Source organism: Sporolactobacillus terrae (genome assembly GCF_019930545.1).
GTDB lineage: Bacteria > Bacillota > Bacilli > Bacillales > Sporolactobacillaceae > Sporolactobacillus > Sporolactobacillus terrae.
In genome coordinates this window covers 2410478-2427867 of record NZ_CP082837.1, presented here as the reverse complement: position 1 = coordinate 2427867, position 17390 = coordinate 2410478, and the positions used below count along the sequence as shown (strand labels likewise).

Below are 17390 nucleotides of genomic sequence, written 5' to 3'. Positions count from 1 at the left end.
GGAATGAATGATCCTGAATGGCTGCGTGCGGCGTTTAAAATTGTTGCTTTTTCATTCATTCAGTTTATTTCTTTAATCGGCGGGTTGGTGATTGGCGGACTTCTTCTTGGTTACTTGGAGCGACAGGCAAACCGTCGGATGATCCATGCATTTGGTTTGAAAAGTATTTATTGGACAGCCTGGCTGGGAACGCCGGTTCATGAGCTCAGTCATGTGTTAATAGGTCTGATGTTCCATCACCGGGTGACTGAGGTCAAACTGTTGCAGGCTGTTGATGCGGATGGAACAATGGGTTATGTACGTCATGCTTATCAACCGTCGAGTCTCTATCAGCGCATTGGTAATTTTTTTATCGGTGTTGCGCCTCTGATCGGTGGCAGTTTGCTGATTGCCTGCATTGCAGCGTGGCTGGTGCCTACTGGTTCTGTTCTTCACCTTGAACGTTCGCACATGCTTCGTCTGTTTTCTTTTTTTGATTTGCCGACATGGGTGGGCCTTGGGCAAGCGGTTGCCGAAAACTTCCGTAATCTTTTTTCAGCTGCAAATTTCAGTCGACCGAGCTATTGGCTGTTTCTGTACGCAGCGCTTTGCATCGCTTCGCGCATGTCGCTCAGTACGGAAGATATCCGCGGTGCGGGCAGCGGGGCCGGCGCTTTGTTTTGCTTGCTGGTAGTCGCCAATGGATTGAGCGTGCTACTTGATCCGGCATTGCATACCCAAATCATGTACTGGATCGGCCGGTTTAATTTTTTGCTCATGGTGATGTTAAGTCTGTCGATCTTTTTCTCGTTGCTTGTGCTGCTGATTAGTTGCTTGCTTTTTCAAGTGAAGCGGTATCTGGGGCATTAAGCAGGGCTTTTTGTAATAGATGGCGAATGATTTATTGAGACAAGGAGGATGACTGTGAACGAACGAGGCTATATTGGCACGTATACCAAAGGAAAAAGTGAAGGGATTTATTCTTTTACTCTGGACACAGAACGGAAAGTGCTGACCGGTCTGCGCTGTGCAGCTAAGCTTGGCAATCCCACCTATGTTGCAATCGATAAGGAGAACGCAAAACTGTACTCGGTTGTAAAAGATGGGACGAAGGGCGGTGTCGCAGCCTATGCCATTGACGAGACCGGCGCGCTGCAGCTGCTGGGAAAGAGTGTGCGCGAAGGCGCTTCGCCATGCTATGTCAGCGTTAACCAAGAAGGCAGGCGCATCTTGGATGGGAACTATCATGAGGGGACGGCGAGCAGCTATGTGCCGGATTTGGCGCTTGGTATCCGCCCTCAAGCAACTGTGCAGCATGAGGGTTCAGGCGTGAATCGTGAGCGGCAGGAGGGTCCGCATGTCCATTTTGCCGACTTTACGCCGGACGGACGTTTCGCGGTTACCGTTGATTTAGGGACAGATACCCTGACCACATACCGTGTGATGGAGCGTGAATGGCAAGAAAACAGCACCTTCGTGTTCAAACCAGGAACGGGTCCACGCCACTTGACTTTTCATCCTAAAGCACCTTACGCCTATGTGATGACTGAATTAAGCAATGAAGTGATTGTGCTTCATTTTGATTTGCAGAGCGGTACGTTCACCCCCATTCAAACGGTGAACGCACTTCCTGCCGATTTTAACGGACACAGTCAGGGCGCAGCAATCAAAATCAGTGCCGATGGACGCTTTGTCTATGTTTCGAACCGCGGGCACAACAGTATTGCCATTTTTCAAGTGGATGAAGGAAACGGTAGGCTCGCGTTGATCGACCATACCGACACCTTAGGGGATTGGCCACGGGACATTGAGATTGATCCAAGCGGTTGTTTTCTGATTGCTGCCAATCAAAATTCGGGAGATGTCGTTTTATTTGAACGTGATCCGCTGAACGGAACATTGACCGATCTGGGTGCAAAACTGTCTGCAGCCGATGCGGTCTGTATCAAATTCTTTAACGGCAGATAATGCGGACGGCTCATTGCAAGGCCTTAAGTTCCTCATTAACACGGTGTTCGATTTTTTCAAGACAGGCGTCAATCGTATTGGCGAAGACGCGGCGTCCGTTCACAATTGCGAACGGCTTCAGACTGCACATGCCACACACATTCAGACAATCATAGTTCATCACTGCGACTTCCGGGTGACGGGCTATTTTTTCTAAATGCTGGACGGTCAGTGAACCGTAATCGCATACTTCAATGGTAACCAGACCAAGACCTTCATTCATGGGTGAACCTCCTACTGGACATTGGGACATGTTCGCGGCGCCGTTTTGGAACAGCCCTTTTATAGTGTAATAATGAAGGACGGTAAAAATCAAGACAAGCGCAGCATTTAAAATCCCGAAGCGGCTGCTTCGGGATTTTAAATGCCATGTTATTTTGTATGCAATGTTTTTTCATAGACATCAGCTGCAAAGTCCCAATTGATCACATTAAAAAAGTTTTTCACGTATTCCGGACGCCTGTTCTGATACTTCAGGTAATAGGCATGTTCCCAAACGTCAAGGCCAACAAGCGGGGTATGACCATCCATAAACGGACTGTCCTGATTGGGGGTGTTGGTTACTTTCAAAACGTTTTGTTTTGTGACGGTCAGCCAGGCCCAGCCGGAGCCGAATTGACCGGTTGCTGCTGCGGTAAAAGCTTCTTTGAACGCCTCATAACCGCCGAGTTGCTGTTCAATCGCTTCAGCCAGCGCTCCAGTCGGCTGTTTGGATCCGCCTGGAATCAGCACTTTCCAAAAAAAACAATGGTTGTAGTGACCGCCGCCGTTATTGCGGACGGCGGTTCGAATGTCTTCCGGTACTTTCTCCAAGTGGGCAATGAGATCCGTCAGTGAGTGATCCTTGAATTCCGGATGCTTCTCAAGCGCTGCGTTCAAATTCGACACGTAGGTTTGATGGTGTTTATCGTGATGGATGCGCATCGTTTCTTTGTCAATGTAAGGCTCAAGGGCATCAGGAGCAAATTCGAGTGCGGGCAGTTCAAATTGACTCATTGAGATCCTCCTTAGTTACCAAATCGTTTGCCAACCCCAATTTAAGTAAATCAGTTATTGGCATTCTAAGCAACTAGTTTGGCTTGAGGGCTGCACTTTTATACACTGCCGGTAGGCGTAATAGGAACGGTGTTTCGTTCAGATCCGGATGCCGGCTCGTTTTACGAGCCGTTCGATTGCTGTCTCGGCTTCTTTTAACACGAATGCTTGATCGATCGTCTTCATCTGCCGATTCTCCATCACGATCCGTCCGTCAATAAGTGTTGTTTCTACATCGGAGCTTTTTGCTGAGTAGACGATACGGGAGATTGGATCGGTGCCAAACATCGGTCTACTGTGAAAGGTATTTAGATTTAGGATGGCAAGATCGGCTTTCTTGCCTGTCTCAAGGCTGCCGATTTCCTGGTCCATGCCAACTGCCTTCGCTCCATCAATAGTTGCCATTCGGAAAATATGATGGGCGTTCATCGAAGTCGGACCATTTGCCGGTTTATGGATTAAGGCAGCCAGCCGCATTTCTTGAAACATATCCAAATTGTTGTTGCATGGCGCGCCATCGGCACCAAGCCCAAGATTAATGCCCATCCCAGCCATTTGCGGTACATGGGCGATTCCGGAAGCAAGTTTCAGGTTGGATCCGGGGCAGTGACTGACATGGATGCCGCGTTGGCGAATGATTTCTTTTTCTTCGGCGCTCAGCCAAATGCAGTGTGCGAGAATCAGCCTTTTACCGGCAAGCCCGATATGGTCGAGATACACAATATTGCGCATGCCTGTATCTTTTTCGACGATGGCGATCTCGCCGCGGTTTTCGGAAGCGTGGGTGTGAACGAATACTTTATAGTGTTCAGCGAGATCACGGACTTGAGTGAGCAAGGATTCGCTGCAGGAAATGACAAAGCGCGGCGCAAACGCGTAACGGATTCGTCCGTGATCATGCCCGTTCCATTTTTCTAGAAGATCGACACTTTCACGGATCGAATCCTCGGTCTTTTCTTGAAGACCGCTGGGCACATCGGCTCCTTTATCCATCATCACTTTTCCCGACAAAGCGCGTATGCCGCTTTTTGCAATCGCTTGAAAGGCTTCATTGGTGTAGTGAACGGTTTCCATATCCACAATAGTGGTTGATCCACCGGCGATCAATTCACCAATTCCAAGCATAGCCGACAGATAAATCGACTCTTTGTCGTGTGCCGCTTCAAGCGGCCAGATGCGTTCCTTGAGCCAATCCATGAGCTCTAAGTCATCCGCTTTACCGCGAAACAGCGTTTGGCAGAGATGAATGTGCGTTTGAATAAATCCGGGAATTACCGTACGCCCTGTTCCATCAATGACGTAATCATCGGCTGTGGGTGCAACCGCAGCACCGACCGATTGGATACGGCTTCCTTCAATGACGATGTCCCCGTGAAGGATTGCTTCCTCTTGATTCATGGTTATGAGCTGAGCATTTTTAATAATCGTCCGGTTCAGCTTAATCATCTCCCAATCGAAAAGAATGAATAAAAAAAAGGCTACGAAAAATATGCACGCATATTTTTCGTAGCCGGGAATTTACGGTTCCCAGGTAGAGACCCCTAAACCGTATTATTAAGGATATACGAAAACAGAAAGGATGAAGTTTACGTACTTAATCATAATTGAATGGGGAAAGATCGTCAAATGTTATGTCATAATATCTGACAAACAATATCTTTCGAATGGGGAATCTGACAATTAAGATAACAAGAGTAAGGGCTAATGTGCAGATACAATGACTCTTGCAGCCCATTGGCGACTTACACATGAAACACGGATTTGTCGCGTTTTTTCGAAACAATAGGTTTATCAAATACATGACATAGATATTTACAAATAACATTATTCTGAATTTTATACTATAATCAATGCAGAACCTGATTTGTGTTAGCTTTTATACCATGGGATGTATGATTTTAAATTGGATAGGAGGACTTGATGTGACCACCTTGCATAAGTTTCTTGATGAAAATATGGTGAAGCGTTCCTTTGAAGAAACGCCTTTGCTTAAAAAATACTGGGACTGCGCTTGGGGCAATCCCAATGCATACGGAAAGGTGCGCAAGGTTTTTGTCCACCGTCCGGGCAAGGAAATTCATGAATTGAATAAAGCGGTGTTCGAGCCGGAGATAGGTGCGCGGATTCTTCGCGATGAAGAAGGGAACATTCTTAGCTATTGTTTAGGCAAGGAGCCGCTTGATTTGGTGAAAATGCAGGAGCAGCACGACCGGATGACTGAGGTATTAAGAAGTGAAGGCGTGGACGTGATTCCGCTTATCGAAGACGATGAATTGCTGACCAATAATTTGTTTGCCCGTGATGTGGGGATGGTCATTCCGGGCGGTTTGATTTTGGCTCGCTTCGCTTTGAAATTCAGGTATGGCGAAACGCGGCGCACCCTCAAAACAGCGGCTCAGATCGGCATGCCGGTATTGGCATCGATCCAAGGGCAAGGATTTGTTGAGGGCGGAAGCTTTATGGTATTTGATCGCAAAACGGCAATTGTCGGGCGATCGATCCGTGTGAATCAGGCCGGCATCGAGCAATTACGCGCAATTCTGTCTTGGCAGGGAATGGAACTGATCGTTGTTGATCTGCCGTCAAGTATGATCCATCTTGATGAAGTGTTCAATATGGTTGACAAGGACAAAGCGCTGGTTGACCCAACCAACTTGCCGCACTGGTTCCTTCAGGAATTGCAGCGACGCGGCGTTACGCTCATCTATACGGACCCGCTTGATCCGCCGATGACCACGAACTTGCTCTGCTTAGAACCGGGGAAAGTCTTGTTCACGTCACTTGGCGTACGGACAATTGAAGCGCTTGAGAAAGCGGGGGTTGCGGTCATTGCAATCCCGGTCGATGAGTTGAATAAAATGGGCGGCGGCATCCATTGTTCCTCGCTCGTCCTGCAGCGCGATCCCGTTGACTAACTATGCATCGGAGGGGAGAAAAGAATTATGTATGAAAAAGTCAAAGATTTGCCAATCGAGCAGCAAATCGAGCAATTCGCAAGAGATTTGGTCGGTATCAGGAGCGTAAACGGCACCGATGGCGAAGTAACGATGGCCGATAAGCTAGAGGCGATTCTCCGTTCGTTTCCTTATTTCAAAGAACATCCGGATCAGGTTTGGACTCAGAAACTGGAAGGCGATGCGCATGGCAGAAAAAATGTTTTTGCTCTTCTCAAAAGTATGTTTGAAAATAAGCAGACCATCATATATCATGGTCATATGGATACGGTAGGTATCGACGACTTTAATTCGATCGAAGCGCACGCGCTGGATCCTGATTATCTTCAACACTATTTCTCGGAATACACGAAAGATCCCGATGTGCAAAAGGATGCGGCATCAGGAGACTGGCTGTTTGGGCGCGGCATGCTGGATATGAAGAGCGGCGATGCCGTCCATCTCGGCAATCTGCTCTACTATGCGCAGCATCGTGAGCAGCTTAAGGGAAACTTGCTTGTGATGTTTAATCCGGTTGAAGAGAATGATCATCAAGGGGTCATGGAAGCTGTATCTGAATTGATCCGCTTACGGGATGAAAAGAATCTTCACTATAAATTAGCAATTAATGGGGACTTCGTCAGTCCGCTCTATAAAGGCGATACGCAGCGATACATTTATACAGGGTCAGCGGGAAAACTGCTCGGATGTTTTTATATTCGCGGCAGAGAAACGCATGTCGGCGAAACACTTTCCGGCATCGATCCGACGCTGATTGCCAGTAAAATTAATGAAGCGCTCAATAACAACATGGATGGTGCGGAACAAATTGCAAATGAAGTGATTCTGCCGCCATCGTGTCTCTTTCAGCGCGACAAAAAGGCATTTTATAATGTGCAAACCGCAGGTACGACCTTTATGTACTTCAACTATTTTCTCTATGAGCGTACACCGAATGCAGTGATGGAACAGTTAAAGCATGTTGCTGCCGATGCCTGCGCTGATTTAGCCGCGTTTCTTAAGCAGCAGTATAGCGTATTCTCAGCCAACTGCGGACTTCAAGGGCAAGCACCGCATTGGGACGTTGATGTGCTCAGCTATGAGGAATTCGTCGAAGAACTGAATCAGAAAGGCGTTCCTGTTGAGAAAATCATGGATCAGGTCATTCAGGGCAACCCTAATGAAGACTTTCGTCAAGTCAGCTGCAAGGTCATTGAAGCCCTTGAGGCAAGCGCCGGCGATAAGCGTCCGAAAGTGATTGTTTTCTTTGCACCGCCTTATTGTCCGCATAATTACCTGCGCGATAACGTACCTGAAGAGAAACGCTGCGATCAAATCCTTGATGAGGTACTTCGTCAAGTGCAGCAAGCAACCGGTGAACGTTTTGCTAAGAAACGTTTTTTTCCGTACCTTGCCGACAGCAGCTATCTTTCAATGAGCGAGACGAGCGAAGAAACGGCAGCAATTGTTAACAATTTTCCCGGCTGGGGCAAAACTTACAGCGTGCCGCTGGATCAGATCCGTAAGTTGGCGATTCCTGTTCTGGATATGGGTGTCTATGGAAAAAAGGCGCATACTTGGATGGAACGTTTATACAAGCCCTATTCTTACGGCGTTCTGCCGAAACTGATCCGTTCGATGACCGAACGCATTTTTGCAGATCACCCGGATGGTTAATGGTGTTTCAATTCCTAAATAGGAATCTAGATATAATGATAAGGGGCGAAAGTTAATGATGAAAAAAGTTGGTTTTATTGTGATGGCGCTGCTGCTGGTTGTTCTGTCGGCATGTAGCAGCTCAGGAAGCAGCGATTCAAGCAAGAAGAAAACGATTGTTATGGGGACGAGTGCCGATTATCCACCGTTTGAAAATGTGGATACGAAAAATGGAAATAAGATTGTCGGCTTTGACCTTGATTTGGCAAAATATGTTGCCGATAAACTGGGCTACAAATTAGAAGTGCAAAACCAAGATTTTAACGGTTTGATTGCTGCATTGAACAGCAAAAAAGTAGACTTCGTTATGGCCGGTATGGTGGATACACCGAAACGGCGCCAGCAAGTTGACTTTTCGAAGACCTATTACCAATCGTACCAAGTTGTCCTCACACGCGCAGGCACAAACATTAAAACAATGAACGATCTAAAAGGCAAGAAGGTCGGCGTGCAATTAGGAACAACTCAGGAAACGTTGGCTAAAAAAGTGAATAAGACAATTCCGATGAAAATTCAAAGCTGGGACAAGTTGAATGAGATGGTTGAGGCCATGCGCACGAAAAAGCTTGATGCGATCATTACTGTCGATACGGTTGCCTATGGGTACACAAGCAAAGATAAGAAACTGGAACAGTTTAAAGCAGTGGTTGATGGAAAGACTCAGTATGATCCGATCAGTGCCGCTTTCCCAAAAGACAGCAAGTTAACGGCTAAATTTAATAAGGTTTTTAAAGAAATGGAAAAGAACGGCAAGAAAGATGAACTCGTTAAGAAATGGATTGTCAATCAATAAAATTCTATTTTGAAGTGAAAGGATCATGGGGCAATGGAACATGTGATTACCGGTTTTAAGACAATTGCTCCTTCAATTCCCTATATTATAAATGGTATTTGGGTAACTTTGGGGATTGCATTAGGTGCGGCGATCATCGGTTTTGTATTAGGCATACTGCTTTCCTTATGCAAGATCGGAAACATAAAACTATTAAGCGGAATTGCCAGAGCATACACCTCGATTTTTCGAGGGACACCACTGATTATGCAGCTTGCACTCGCTTATTTTGCGATACCGCAATTGATTGGCTTGAACGACGTCAATCCAACCACTTGCGCAATCGTTACCTTTGGCTTGAACTCAGGGGCGTATATGTCTGAAATTATCCGATCAGGGATTAATGCGGTCGATAAAGGCCAGTTTGAAGCAGCAAGTGCACTTGGCGTCGGCTATTGGCCGATGATGAAGGATATCATTCTGCCTCAAGCAATCAAGAATATATTGCCGGCAATGATGAATGAATTTATCACGTTAACCAAGGATTCTGCAATTGTATCGACGATTGCAGTCACTGATATGATGCGCCGTTCTCAGATCGTATCTGCGGAATACTATCTGTACTTTCCGCCGATGTTCGTCGCATTCATCATGTATTATATTGTTGTCCTGATCCTGACCGCGGTTGGCGGACGCATTGAAAGGAGACTGAGCCGCAGTGATCAAAGCTGAACATGTATATAAAGATTTCGGCAGCACGAAGGTACTGAAAGATGTCTCATTAGACATTAATAAGGGCGAAGTCGTTGTCATCATTGGGCCGTCCGGGTCAGGAAAGTCTACATTTTTACGTTGTATCAACTTGCTTGAACCACCGACGAAGGGAAGCGTTTTGATCGATGATCAGGACCTTGTTTCCCTTAAACAGAAACAGGTCACCAAGGTTAGGGAAAAGGTCGGCATGGTTTTTCAGCACTTCCATCTTTTCCCGCATAAAACCGTACTTGATAACTTGATTTACGCACCAATGAAAGTGAAGAAGCTGTCTAAGGATGAGGCTGTCAAACGAGCGGAAGCGCTGCTTGAAAAAGTCGGGCTGCTTGATAAGAAGAATCAATACCCAAACAAACTCTCAGGCGGTCAGAAGCAGCGTGTTGCAATTGCCCGTGCACTAGCGATGGAACCTGAATACATGTTGTTCGACGAACCGACTTCGGCGCTTGATCCGGAAATGGTCAAAGAAGTGTTGGATGTGATTCAGTCGCTTGCTGAGTCCGGAATGACGATGGTAATCGTGACGCATGAAATGGGTTTTGCCAAACAAGTGGCCAACAAAGTCGTGTTTATGGACGACGGCAGAATTCTGGAATCCAATACGCCGGAAGCCTTTTTCAGTAATCCGAAAACGGATCGCGCAAAAGATTTTCTGAAAAAGATTCTGTAATCCTTAAAGATCAGTGAATCGTATTCCATTTCTGTTCAATGAGACGAATGAAATGCATCGTCTTTGGATCACGAAGCTTATGTGCGGCGATAATCAGTGAGGTTTGGATGACAATGGGTTTTTGGTTTAAATGGATTTCATGTAACTGGCGCTCTGCCAGTTCTTTTTTAACAAGATTGCGGCTGATCAGTCCGACGCCAATGTCATTCATCACGGCGCTTTTCACCGCTTCCAGACTGCTGCATTCGATCATCTTTCGCAGATGGATACCGTTTTCATCGATGTAGCTGTTCATTTGTTCTTCAAAGGGTCCAACGATCTCATATTTGATGAACGGGTACTTTTCCAGTAAGTCCTGAGTGGTGTTGTGCTGATAAAGCGTGTCGGACACGATCAGAACGAGATCCTCTTTTTCTGAGAGGACGATGTTCGTCACCCCGGATTTGCGGTACGATCCGGAAATGATGCCGAGATCGAAATGATTGTTGTTGATGCCTTCGATCACTTTATCGCTAGTGCAGGAGACCAACTTGATTCCGATATCCGGATCGTCAGCAAGAAATTGGCGGATGATCGGCGGAAAGTAATGCGTGCAAAAGGTTTCCGATGCAGCAATGGTTAATTTGCTTGCTGTCCGGCTCTGAGCTTGAAGCTCGGTCGTCATCTGCTCAAGGATCGGAAAGATCTGATCCACATAGTGTTTCATGATCTCGCCGTGTCCGGTGAGGAACGTCTGCTTGCCGATTCGGAAGAAGAGTGGATGGCCGATTTCTTCTTCCAAGGAGCGGATTTGCGCAGTAACCGTTGGCTGTGAAAAGTTAAGCAGTTTAGCAGCTTGCGTAAAATTAAGCAGTTTTGCTGCTGTTTGAAACGTTCTCAATTGCCTGAGTTCCATTGATTTCTGCCTCCGTATCGTCGCGATTTATGGCGAATCATGACCTAAAAAAAGTAAATAAACGCTTGTTTAATAACAGTATATAATAGTTTGTTGCTTTAGCCTTGGATGAGTGCTTCGAATTTCTAACAAAAGAGGTATGGAGATTATGCCGGATAAGAGTATGTATGAAAAATCATTGGATTTGTTTCCGCCGATTGCCTTGCGGGCAACACAGCTCGGCATTGTCAAGGGCGAGGGCGCTTATGTCTGGGACGAAAATGGCAAAAAGTATATTGATTTTGCCAGCGGCGTAGCCGTTGTAAACTGCGGCCACAACCACCCCTACGTGCTGGAAAAAGCAAAGGCACAGATGGATCAACTGGTTCATGGCGGGCATAATGTTGTCTACTATCCTTCTTATATTAAACTCGCAGAAAAAATTCTTGATCATGTTGGCCATGATTACAAGATCTATTTTTCAAACAGTGGCGCGGAGGCCAACGAGGCAGCGATCAAACTGGCGAAACAAGTGACCCATCGGCCGGGAATTATTACGTTTAAGCATAGTTTTCATGGCCGTACGCTTGCAACGACGACTTTGACCGCTTCGAATGCGAAGTATCGCCGCAATTATGAGGGCTTGCTTCCAAGTGTGTATTATGCCGACTATCCCTATGCAACGCGTTCCGGTCTTACCGAAGAACAGGAAGTTGCGCGCTGCTTAAATACGCTTGATGAAATTTTCCATGATCTGATTGAACCGGAACAAGTTGCCTGCATGATTTTGGAGCCGATTCAAGGCGAAGGCGGCTATATCGTTCCACCCAAGGCCTTTCTGCAAGCGATTCGCAAAATTTGCGATGAACACGGTATCCTGCTTGTCTTTGATGAAGTTCAGACCGGATTTGGTCGAACAGGCAAAATCTTTGCTTACGAAAATTTTGATGTGAAACCGGATATCATGTCGCTTGCCAAGGCGATTGCCAACGGCTTCCCACTCAGCGCACTGGTAGCACGACGCGACTTGATGGACAAATGGCCGGCCGGCACGCATGGCGGCACGTTCGGCGGAAACCCGGTTGCCTGTGCGGCAGGGGTAGCCGTCTTTGAATTGCTCGAAGGCGGATTAGTCGATCATGGCAAAGAAGTCGGTGCATACTTCAAAGAAAAGTTACTGCAGCTGGCTTCTGAGCGTGATGAGGTGCTGGAAGTCAGAGGACTTGGTCTGATGATCGGCATTGAATTTGTCGACCGTGACGGTCACCCGGATGGCGATCTGGTCACGGCAATTCGTGCCAAGGCTCTAGAAAAAGGCTTGATTTTACTTTCCTGCGGCGTGGACCACAATGTAATTCGTTTTATTCCACCGCTTATTGTTACCAAGGAGCAAATCGACGACGCCTTTGACATTTTCAAAGCAAGCGTTGAAGCGTCACTTGATGAAGTCGCGCAGAAGCATTGACTCTGACTCGCGCAGAAGCAGTTGATCATCGATTTTTTCTTTGCGGGATAATTAAGTAAACGATTCTGCCCCGTCTTCAAACCCATAGACCAGTGTTTTGGCCAAGAATCAAAGCGGAGGTACTCTGGCGCCAGCGGGATCGCGCGTTGTTGATGCGTGCCAGCGAGATCCCGCAGATTTCTGTTTGTCTGAGGAGGCTCGCGGTGCGCCCGCGGCAAGCGAGTAACCGAAGCGGCGATTCAGTACCGAAAAGACACGAGTCCATCACACATGGTTGGAGAGTAAGGACCGGGCGTATTTTGCCCGGTTTTTCTTACAATACTGAAAAACCCCCTGGAATTGGCTCGGAACGAACCCATTTCAAGGGGATAAGAATCTGATACTCAGACAGTTTCAGCGAATAGAATCAGACATGCACCCGGTTCACCCGCATTCATCGCCTGCGCGTGAAAAACTGAACAATAAACAAAATCAGCGCGGCAATGAGCAAAAGGTAAATGAGCGCGCCGCCGATTTTCAGCAGCAGCAGAACAAGCCAAATAACAAACAGAATGACGATCAACGTCCAAAGCAGACCCAGCATGAAATGCCCTCCCATCAAGTCATTGATGTATTACTTAGTAGTATAGACAAATGAATGAGTTTTCATCAGAACAAGATCATGTAGGTTTTGAACGTCGCTTCAATGTTCCAATCAAAGCCCGCTTTAAGCTGCTGAAGATCGTGGAGCGTTTACATGCCTGCTGAAAAAGTGCCTGCTTCTGAGTATGAAACACATGCGCGCCGCGTTGAGAACAGGTAAAATAACCGTATAGGCGATGATTAAGGGGGGATAGGATGTGAGTATTGAGACGATTATGTTGGATTTGGATGGGACGACATTAACAGCGGAAAATCAGGTCACCCCTGAGTTGAACGCATACTTAAAGAAACTGCGATCCCTTGGCAAGCATGTGTTTGTCGTCACAGGCCGTTCCGAAGTCGATGCGCTGAATGTTCTTCCAAAAGACTTTCCGCATGAAGGCATGGTTGCTTCGAATGGAATGTCGGTATTTGCAGGCGGGAAAAGGATTTTTCAACAAGCACTTCCCAGCGGGCTTGTCCAACAAATGATCAAGCGATCAGAGCAGCAGCGCATGTATTACCAGCTGCACCCAATCGGAGGCAGGCGGACCATTCTGAGTCGTGATCGCGGCTATATCACCGATCAGATCAGAGGAGAACGGCCGCATTCCGTAAGTGAAAATGAATGGAATTCGCGCAGACAGGCCGTTCTGGAAGATATGGTCTGGAAGGATACGCTAACTGAGGAAGAGTCGGAACAAATCGCGAAAATGTACTTTTTCAGTACCGATGCAAGACTCATGGCTGCATGGAAACAGGCGCTTCGCACTTTGCAACAGACATTCGCTTTTGACCAGTTTTCATCTTCACCGAACAATACCGAACTTGTCGGCAAGAATATATCGAAGGCGAGCGGCATTGGTCAGTTGCTTGACTATTTTAACCTGTCACCAGAACAGGCGTTGGCGGTTGGGGATGGTGAAAATGATTTGCCGATGTTTCAGCTTGCCGGACATTCGGCGGCGATGAAGAATGCGCCGGATCATGTGCAGGAACAAGCAGATTGGGTAACCGAAAACCCCTATGACCAAAATGGTCTTTTTAAATTCTTAAATACAGTCTTTCATTAATTGATGAAGATGACGATCACGAAATCGTCATTTTTTTTATGCCTTTCCTCATTTTTTTGTGTGTTTTAAACCCCTATAATGAATAAGTTGTCCTTTCTACTTGCAGCGCTTAAAGGCTGCGGCAAAGCGGCATTCGCAAAATTTGCTTCAATTCTATTTTTTCCTTTCCCTCTCCCCCAAAAAACGTGTTTCGCTACTTTTTATCTACATATTGTGTTAGAAATCACTTAAATATACTACATATTGTTGTATAATGTTTTTATTAGCCGATTATAGGAGGCCGCAAGATGATTAATGAACCGATAATGAAAGAGAAAATGTTAGACGATAAAATTCGTGATCTAATCAATATGGATGAATATGTTGCGAATGAAAATGCCAATAAGGATGAAAATGTATTCAATACAAAACGCGATTTGCTCGCAGGTGTGGCCGCCAGAGACTATGCACTTCGCCACATCTTGCCGAAAGAATTCGCCGATGCGCACAAGCAGGGCATCATGCACTTCCATGACCTAGATTATTCACCGTTCTTCCCCATGTACAATTGCATGCTGATCGACTTCAAAGGCATGCTGGAAAAAGGATTCTCGATTGGGAATGCCGATGTTGAGCAGCCGAAATCAATCAAGACTGCAACAGCACTGGTCGCCCAAATTGTCGCTAATGTTTCATCGAATATTTATGGAGGAACATCGTTCAATCGAGCAGATGAAGTATTAGAACCGTACGCAAAAACGAGTTTCTGCAAATATTTGGAAACGGCGAAACAATGGATGTCCGATCCGAAAGCTCAGGAAAAGTATGCGTATTCGATGACGAAAAAAGAAATCTATGATTCGATGCAGTCACTTGAATACGAAATTAACACCTTGTTTTCCAGTAACGGACAAACGCCTTTTTTTACGTTGAATTTCGGGCTTGGTGAATCATGGTTTGCTCGTGAAATTCAGAAGTCTATTTTGAAAGTTCGTATTCTCGGTTTGGGTCGCGACCACAAAACCGCAGTCTTTCCAAAACTTGTGTTTACAATCAAACGGGGACTGAACCTCAATGAAGGTGACCCAAACGCTGATGTTAAGAAACTAGCCGTTGAATGCGCAACGAAACGGATGTATCCGGATATTTTAAATTATGATCGGATCGTTGAAATCACCGGTGACTTTAAAGCGCCGATGGGCTGCCGTTCGTTTCTGCCTTCTTATCAAGAAAATGGGCACTACATCACCGATGGCCGCAATAATATGGGTGTAGTGACTTTGAACATTCCGAGAATTGCCATTGAATCCGCTGGTGATCAGAATACGTTCTGGAGCCTTTTTGATGAGCGTCTCGATCTTGTCTGCCGCGCGCTGTTCTTCCGCATTCAAACGCTGAATAAGGTCCAGGCGAAGAACGCGCCGATTTTGTATCAATACGGTGCAACCGGCAAACGACTGGATGCGGATGAACCGGTCAAGGATATTTTTAAAAACGGACGTGCGACGGTATCAATGGGGTATATCGGTTTGTACGAAGCGGCGACGGTGTTCTATGGAGCAAATTGGGAACATAATCCACAAGCGAAAAAATTCACACTGGATATCGTGAAACGCTTCAAAACAGTGTCGATTGAATGGCGTGAGAAAACGGGTTATGCGTTCAGCGTCTATGCAACGCCATCGGAAAGCTTGACCGACCGGTTCTGTCGCTTGGACAAGCAGCGTTTCGGCAGCATCAAGGATCTTACGGATAAAGATTATTATACAAACAGCTTTCACTATGACGTGCGTAAAAAAATAAATCCGTTTGAAAAAATCGACTTCGAAAAAGATTATGAACCTTATACAGCGGGCGGATTTATTCACTACTGCGAATTTCCATCGCTCGTGAATAATCCTGAAGGACTTGAAGCGGTATGGGACTATACCTATGACCGTGTCGGTTATTTTGGTACCAACACGCCCATTGACAAGTGTTATGAATGCGGTTATGAGGGCGAGTTTGAGTCGACGGTGCAAGGCTTTAAATGCCCAAGCTGCGGCAATCACAATCCTGAGACAACGTCCTGCATTCGCCGTCTGTGCGGCTATCTTGGGTCGGTGATTCAGCGCAAACCGATTAAAGGACGCTTGAAAGAGATCAACAGCAGGGAAAAACAGCAGTACTGAAAGGAGTGAATTTGCCGAATGCAGCAAGCATCCGGCATTCAGAACGATGAATTATGCTGATTATAAACGGTTTGATTTTCTAAATGGGTCCGGCATCCGCCATTCATTGTTCGTCAGTGGCTGCCACTTTCATTGTAAAGGCTGCTGGAATGCAGTGGCGTGGAATCCCACTTTTGGCAAGCCTTACACAGCCGAGGTGGAGACGCAGATTATTGATGATCTCAACATTCCCGGGATTAAGGTTCAAGGCTTGTCGCTGCTTGGCGGCGAACCGTTTGACCATCCGGAACCGTTAACTGAACTTGTGACCCGCGTCAATCGAGACTGCCCGGGCAAGGATATTTGGTGCTGGACGGGATTCACTTTTGAACAATTAAAGGAGAATCCTGAGCGGCGCGACATGCTGCGCCATCTCGATGTGTTGGTTGATGGTCCCTTTGACATCAACAAGCGCAACCTGAAGTTAAAGTTCCGCGGATCATCCAATCAGCGGGTGATTCTTGTGAAAGAATCACTGAAAAAAGGACGCATCGTGCTGAAAGTTCACTAAATATGTATCGTAATACCGGCTTTAAGATGAGCAAAAAGAACAGGTTAATGAGCAACTCCGGACTTGGCATCGGCATTCTAAGGATCGGACGTTGCACATGCCGCGGATGCGCGGCAAAAATGAAAGGAGTGAGCGTTATGCTCACTCCTTTGTTCAGCAGTTCTTTTCCTGTTCATCCATTGCTAAATTGGCCAGCTGATCGGCGCGTTCATTGTATTCAACGCCATGATGGCCTTTGACCTTATTGAAGGTGATTTTGTCCTGTTTTTCGGCAAGTGCGTTGAGGTGCATCCACAATTCTTTATTTTTTACGGGTTTTCCACCGGCGGTTTTCCAGCCTTTTTTAATCCAACCATGGATCCAGCTATTCATACCGTTTACGACATAAGCGCTGTCGATATAGAAAGAAACCGGAATTTGGTTTGTTTTGAGCGATTCAAGCGATCGGATTGCTGCAGTTAGTTCCATGACATTGTTTGTTGTGTTGCGCATGCCCCCATGCAGTTCTTTTACCTTGTCTCCGTAGCGAAGGATTGCCCCCCATCCGCCGACATTATGATCGCTTTGATTGCCGCGACAGCCTCCATCACAATAAATAATAATTTCGTTCAATTCACGTCACCTTTTCCGTTAAAATCGTTGCCTTGTGATCATTCTCTGCGTCCTAGGCGAAATCCTTTATTCAGGAAGCCTTTGATCAGTATATCAGAAGAGCGGCGCTCCTCGAAATCAGCTCACACGCAATCATTTTGTCACCTCATTGAAAACAAA

The 17390-nt window shown here is 46.4% G+C and carries 17 protein-coding genes and 1 riboswitch; of the genes, 11 read left to right on the top strand and 6 right to left on the bottom strand.

Translation table 11 applies throughout. The annotated features are described in order from the left end of the window. Window positions 1-3: 3 nt before the first annotated feature. Window positions 4-849, top strand: coding sequence for a hypothetical protein (locus tag K7399_RS11625; RefSeq protein WP_051575166.1), 846 nt, complete (start codon window positions 4-6; stop codon window positions 847-849). Window positions 850-897: 48 nt separating this feature from the next. Then, the gene (locus K7399_RS11620) at window positions 898-1947 is read left to right on the top strand and encodes a lactonase family protein (RefSeq protein WP_028978042.1); all 1050 of its coding nucleotides are present in this window, start codon (window positions 898-900) and stop codon (window positions 1945-1947) included. Window positions 1948-1957: 10 nt separating this feature from the next. Here K7399_RS11620 and K7399_RS11615 read toward each other — a convergent pair whose 3' ends face one another. The 3 genes from K7399_RS11615 to K7399_RS11605 form a co-directional block, all read right to left on the bottom strand. Further along, entirely contained in the window at window positions 1958-2209 is a 252-nt protein-coding gene (locus tag K7399_RS11615; protein ID WP_010025940.1) for a YuzB family protein, read from the bottom strand. A gap of 149 nt (window positions 2210-2358) precedes the next feature. Then, window positions 2359-2982: a superoxide dismutase gene (locus K7399_RS11610; protein WP_028978043.1), complete on the bottom strand. Its 624-nt coding sequence runs from the start codon at window positions 2980-2982 to the stop codon at window positions 2359-2361. A gap of 138 nt (window positions 2983-3120) precedes the next feature. Continuing rightward, window positions 3121-4467, bottom strand: a complete 1347-nt coding sequence (locus K7399_RS11605; protein WP_415640312.1) for a 5'-deoxyadenosine deaminase — start codon at window positions 4465-4467, stop codon at window positions 3121-3123. A gap of 41 nt (window positions 4468-4508) precedes the next feature. After that, window positions 4509-4609, bottom strand: a riboswitch (purine riboswitch). A gap of 334 nt (window positions 4610-4943) precedes the next feature. On the opposite strand from K7399_RS11605, the gene K7399_RS11600 reads away from it, so the two are divergent. The 5 genes from K7399_RS11600 to K7399_RS11580 are packed head-to-tail and all read left to right on the top strand — an operon-like array spanning window position 4944 to window position 9886. Next, entirely contained in the window at window positions 4944-5936 is a 993-nt protein-coding gene (locus tag K7399_RS11600; protein ID WP_028978045.1) for a dimethylarginine dimethylaminohydrolase family protein, read from the top strand. Between the two features lie 27 nt (window positions 5937-5963). After that, window positions 5964-7631, top strand: a complete 1668-nt coding sequence (locus tag K7399_RS11595) for a M20/M25/M40 family metallo-hydrolase (RefSeq protein ID WP_028978046.1) — start codon at window positions 5964-5966, stop codon at window positions 7629-7631. Between the two features lie 55 nt (window positions 7632-7686). Next, window positions 7687-8463: a transporter substrate-binding domain-containing protein gene (locus K7399_RS11590; RefSeq protein WP_028978047.1), complete on the top strand. Its 777-nt coding sequence runs from the start codon at window positions 7687-7689 to the stop codon at window positions 8461-8463. 33 nt (window positions 8464-8496) lie between these two features. Then, window positions 8497-9174, top strand: a complete 678-nt coding sequence (locus K7399_RS11585) for an amino acid ABC transporter permease (RefSeq protein ID WP_028978048.1) — start codon at window positions 8497-8499, stop codon at window positions 9172-9174. Then, window positions 9161-9886 carry an amino acid ABC transporter ATP-binding protein gene (locus tag K7399_RS11580; RefSeq protein ID WP_028978049.1) on the top strand — a complete coding sequence of 242 codons (726 nt, stop codon included), beginning with the start codon at window positions 9161-9163 and terminating at the stop codon, window positions 9884-9886. Before K7399_RS11585 ends, K7399_RS11580 begins: the two co-directional genes overlap by 14 nt. Window positions 9887-9896: 10 nt before the next feature. On the opposite strand, the gene K7399_RS11575 is transcribed toward K7399_RS11580, so the two are convergent. Then, complete coding sequence (locus tag K7399_RS11575; RefSeq protein WP_028978050.1) at window positions 9897-10781, bottom strand: LysR family transcriptional regulator; 885 nt, start codon at window positions 10779-10781, stop codon at window positions 9897-9899. Between the two features lie 148 nt (window positions 10782-10929). On the opposite strand from K7399_RS11575, the gene K7399_RS11570 reads away from it, so the two are divergent. Next, entirely contained in the window at window positions 10930-12225 is a 1296-nt protein-coding gene (locus K7399_RS11570) for an aspartate aminotransferase family protein (RefSeq protein ID WP_028978051.1), read from the top strand. 433 nt (window positions 12226-12658) lie between these two features. On the opposite strand, the gene K7399_RS11565 is transcribed toward K7399_RS11570, so the two are convergent. After that, window positions 12659-12808 carry a DUF5670 family protein gene (locus K7399_RS11565; protein ID WP_156031524.1) on the bottom strand — a complete coding sequence of 50 codons (150 nt, stop codon included), beginning with the start codon at window positions 12806-12808 and terminating at the stop codon, window positions 12659-12661. A 256-nt stretch (window positions 12809-13064) separates the two neighbouring features. Here K7399_RS11565 and K7399_RS11560 point away from each other — a divergent pair, with 256 nt between their 5' ends. The 3 genes from K7399_RS11560 to nrdG all read left to right on the top strand — a co-directional run bounded on the left by K7399_RS11560 (window position 13065) and on the right by nrdG (window position 16619). Beyond that, on the top strand, window positions 13065-13919 hold the full coding sequence (locus K7399_RS11560; protein ID WP_028978052.1) for an HAD family hydrolase: 855 nt from the start codon (window positions 13065-13067) through the stop codon (window positions 13917-13919). Between the two features lie 287 nt (window positions 13920-14206). Continuing rightward, on the top strand, window positions 14207-16069 hold the full coding sequence (nrdD, locus tag K7399_RS11555) for an anaerobic ribonucleoside-triphosphate reductase (RefSeq protein WP_051578099.1): 1863 nt from the start codon (window positions 14207-14209) through the stop codon (window positions 16067-16069). A gap of 46 nt (window positions 16070-16115) precedes the next feature. Beyond that, on the top strand, window positions 16116-16619 hold the full coding sequence (nrdG, locus tag K7399_RS11550) for an anaerobic ribonucleoside-triphosphate reductase activating protein (RefSeq protein ID WP_028978053.1): 504 nt from the start codon (window positions 16116-16118) through the stop codon (window positions 16617-16619). 153 nt (window positions 16620-16772) lie between these two features. Here the strand turns inward: nrdG and rnhA are convergent, their stop codons facing one another. After that, window positions 16773-17231: a ribonuclease HI gene (gene rnhA, locus K7399_RS11545; RefSeq protein ID WP_028978054.1), complete on the bottom strand. Its 459-nt coding sequence runs from the start codon at window positions 17229-17231 to the stop codon at window positions 16773-16775. Window positions 17232-17390 lie beyond the last annotated feature (159 nt).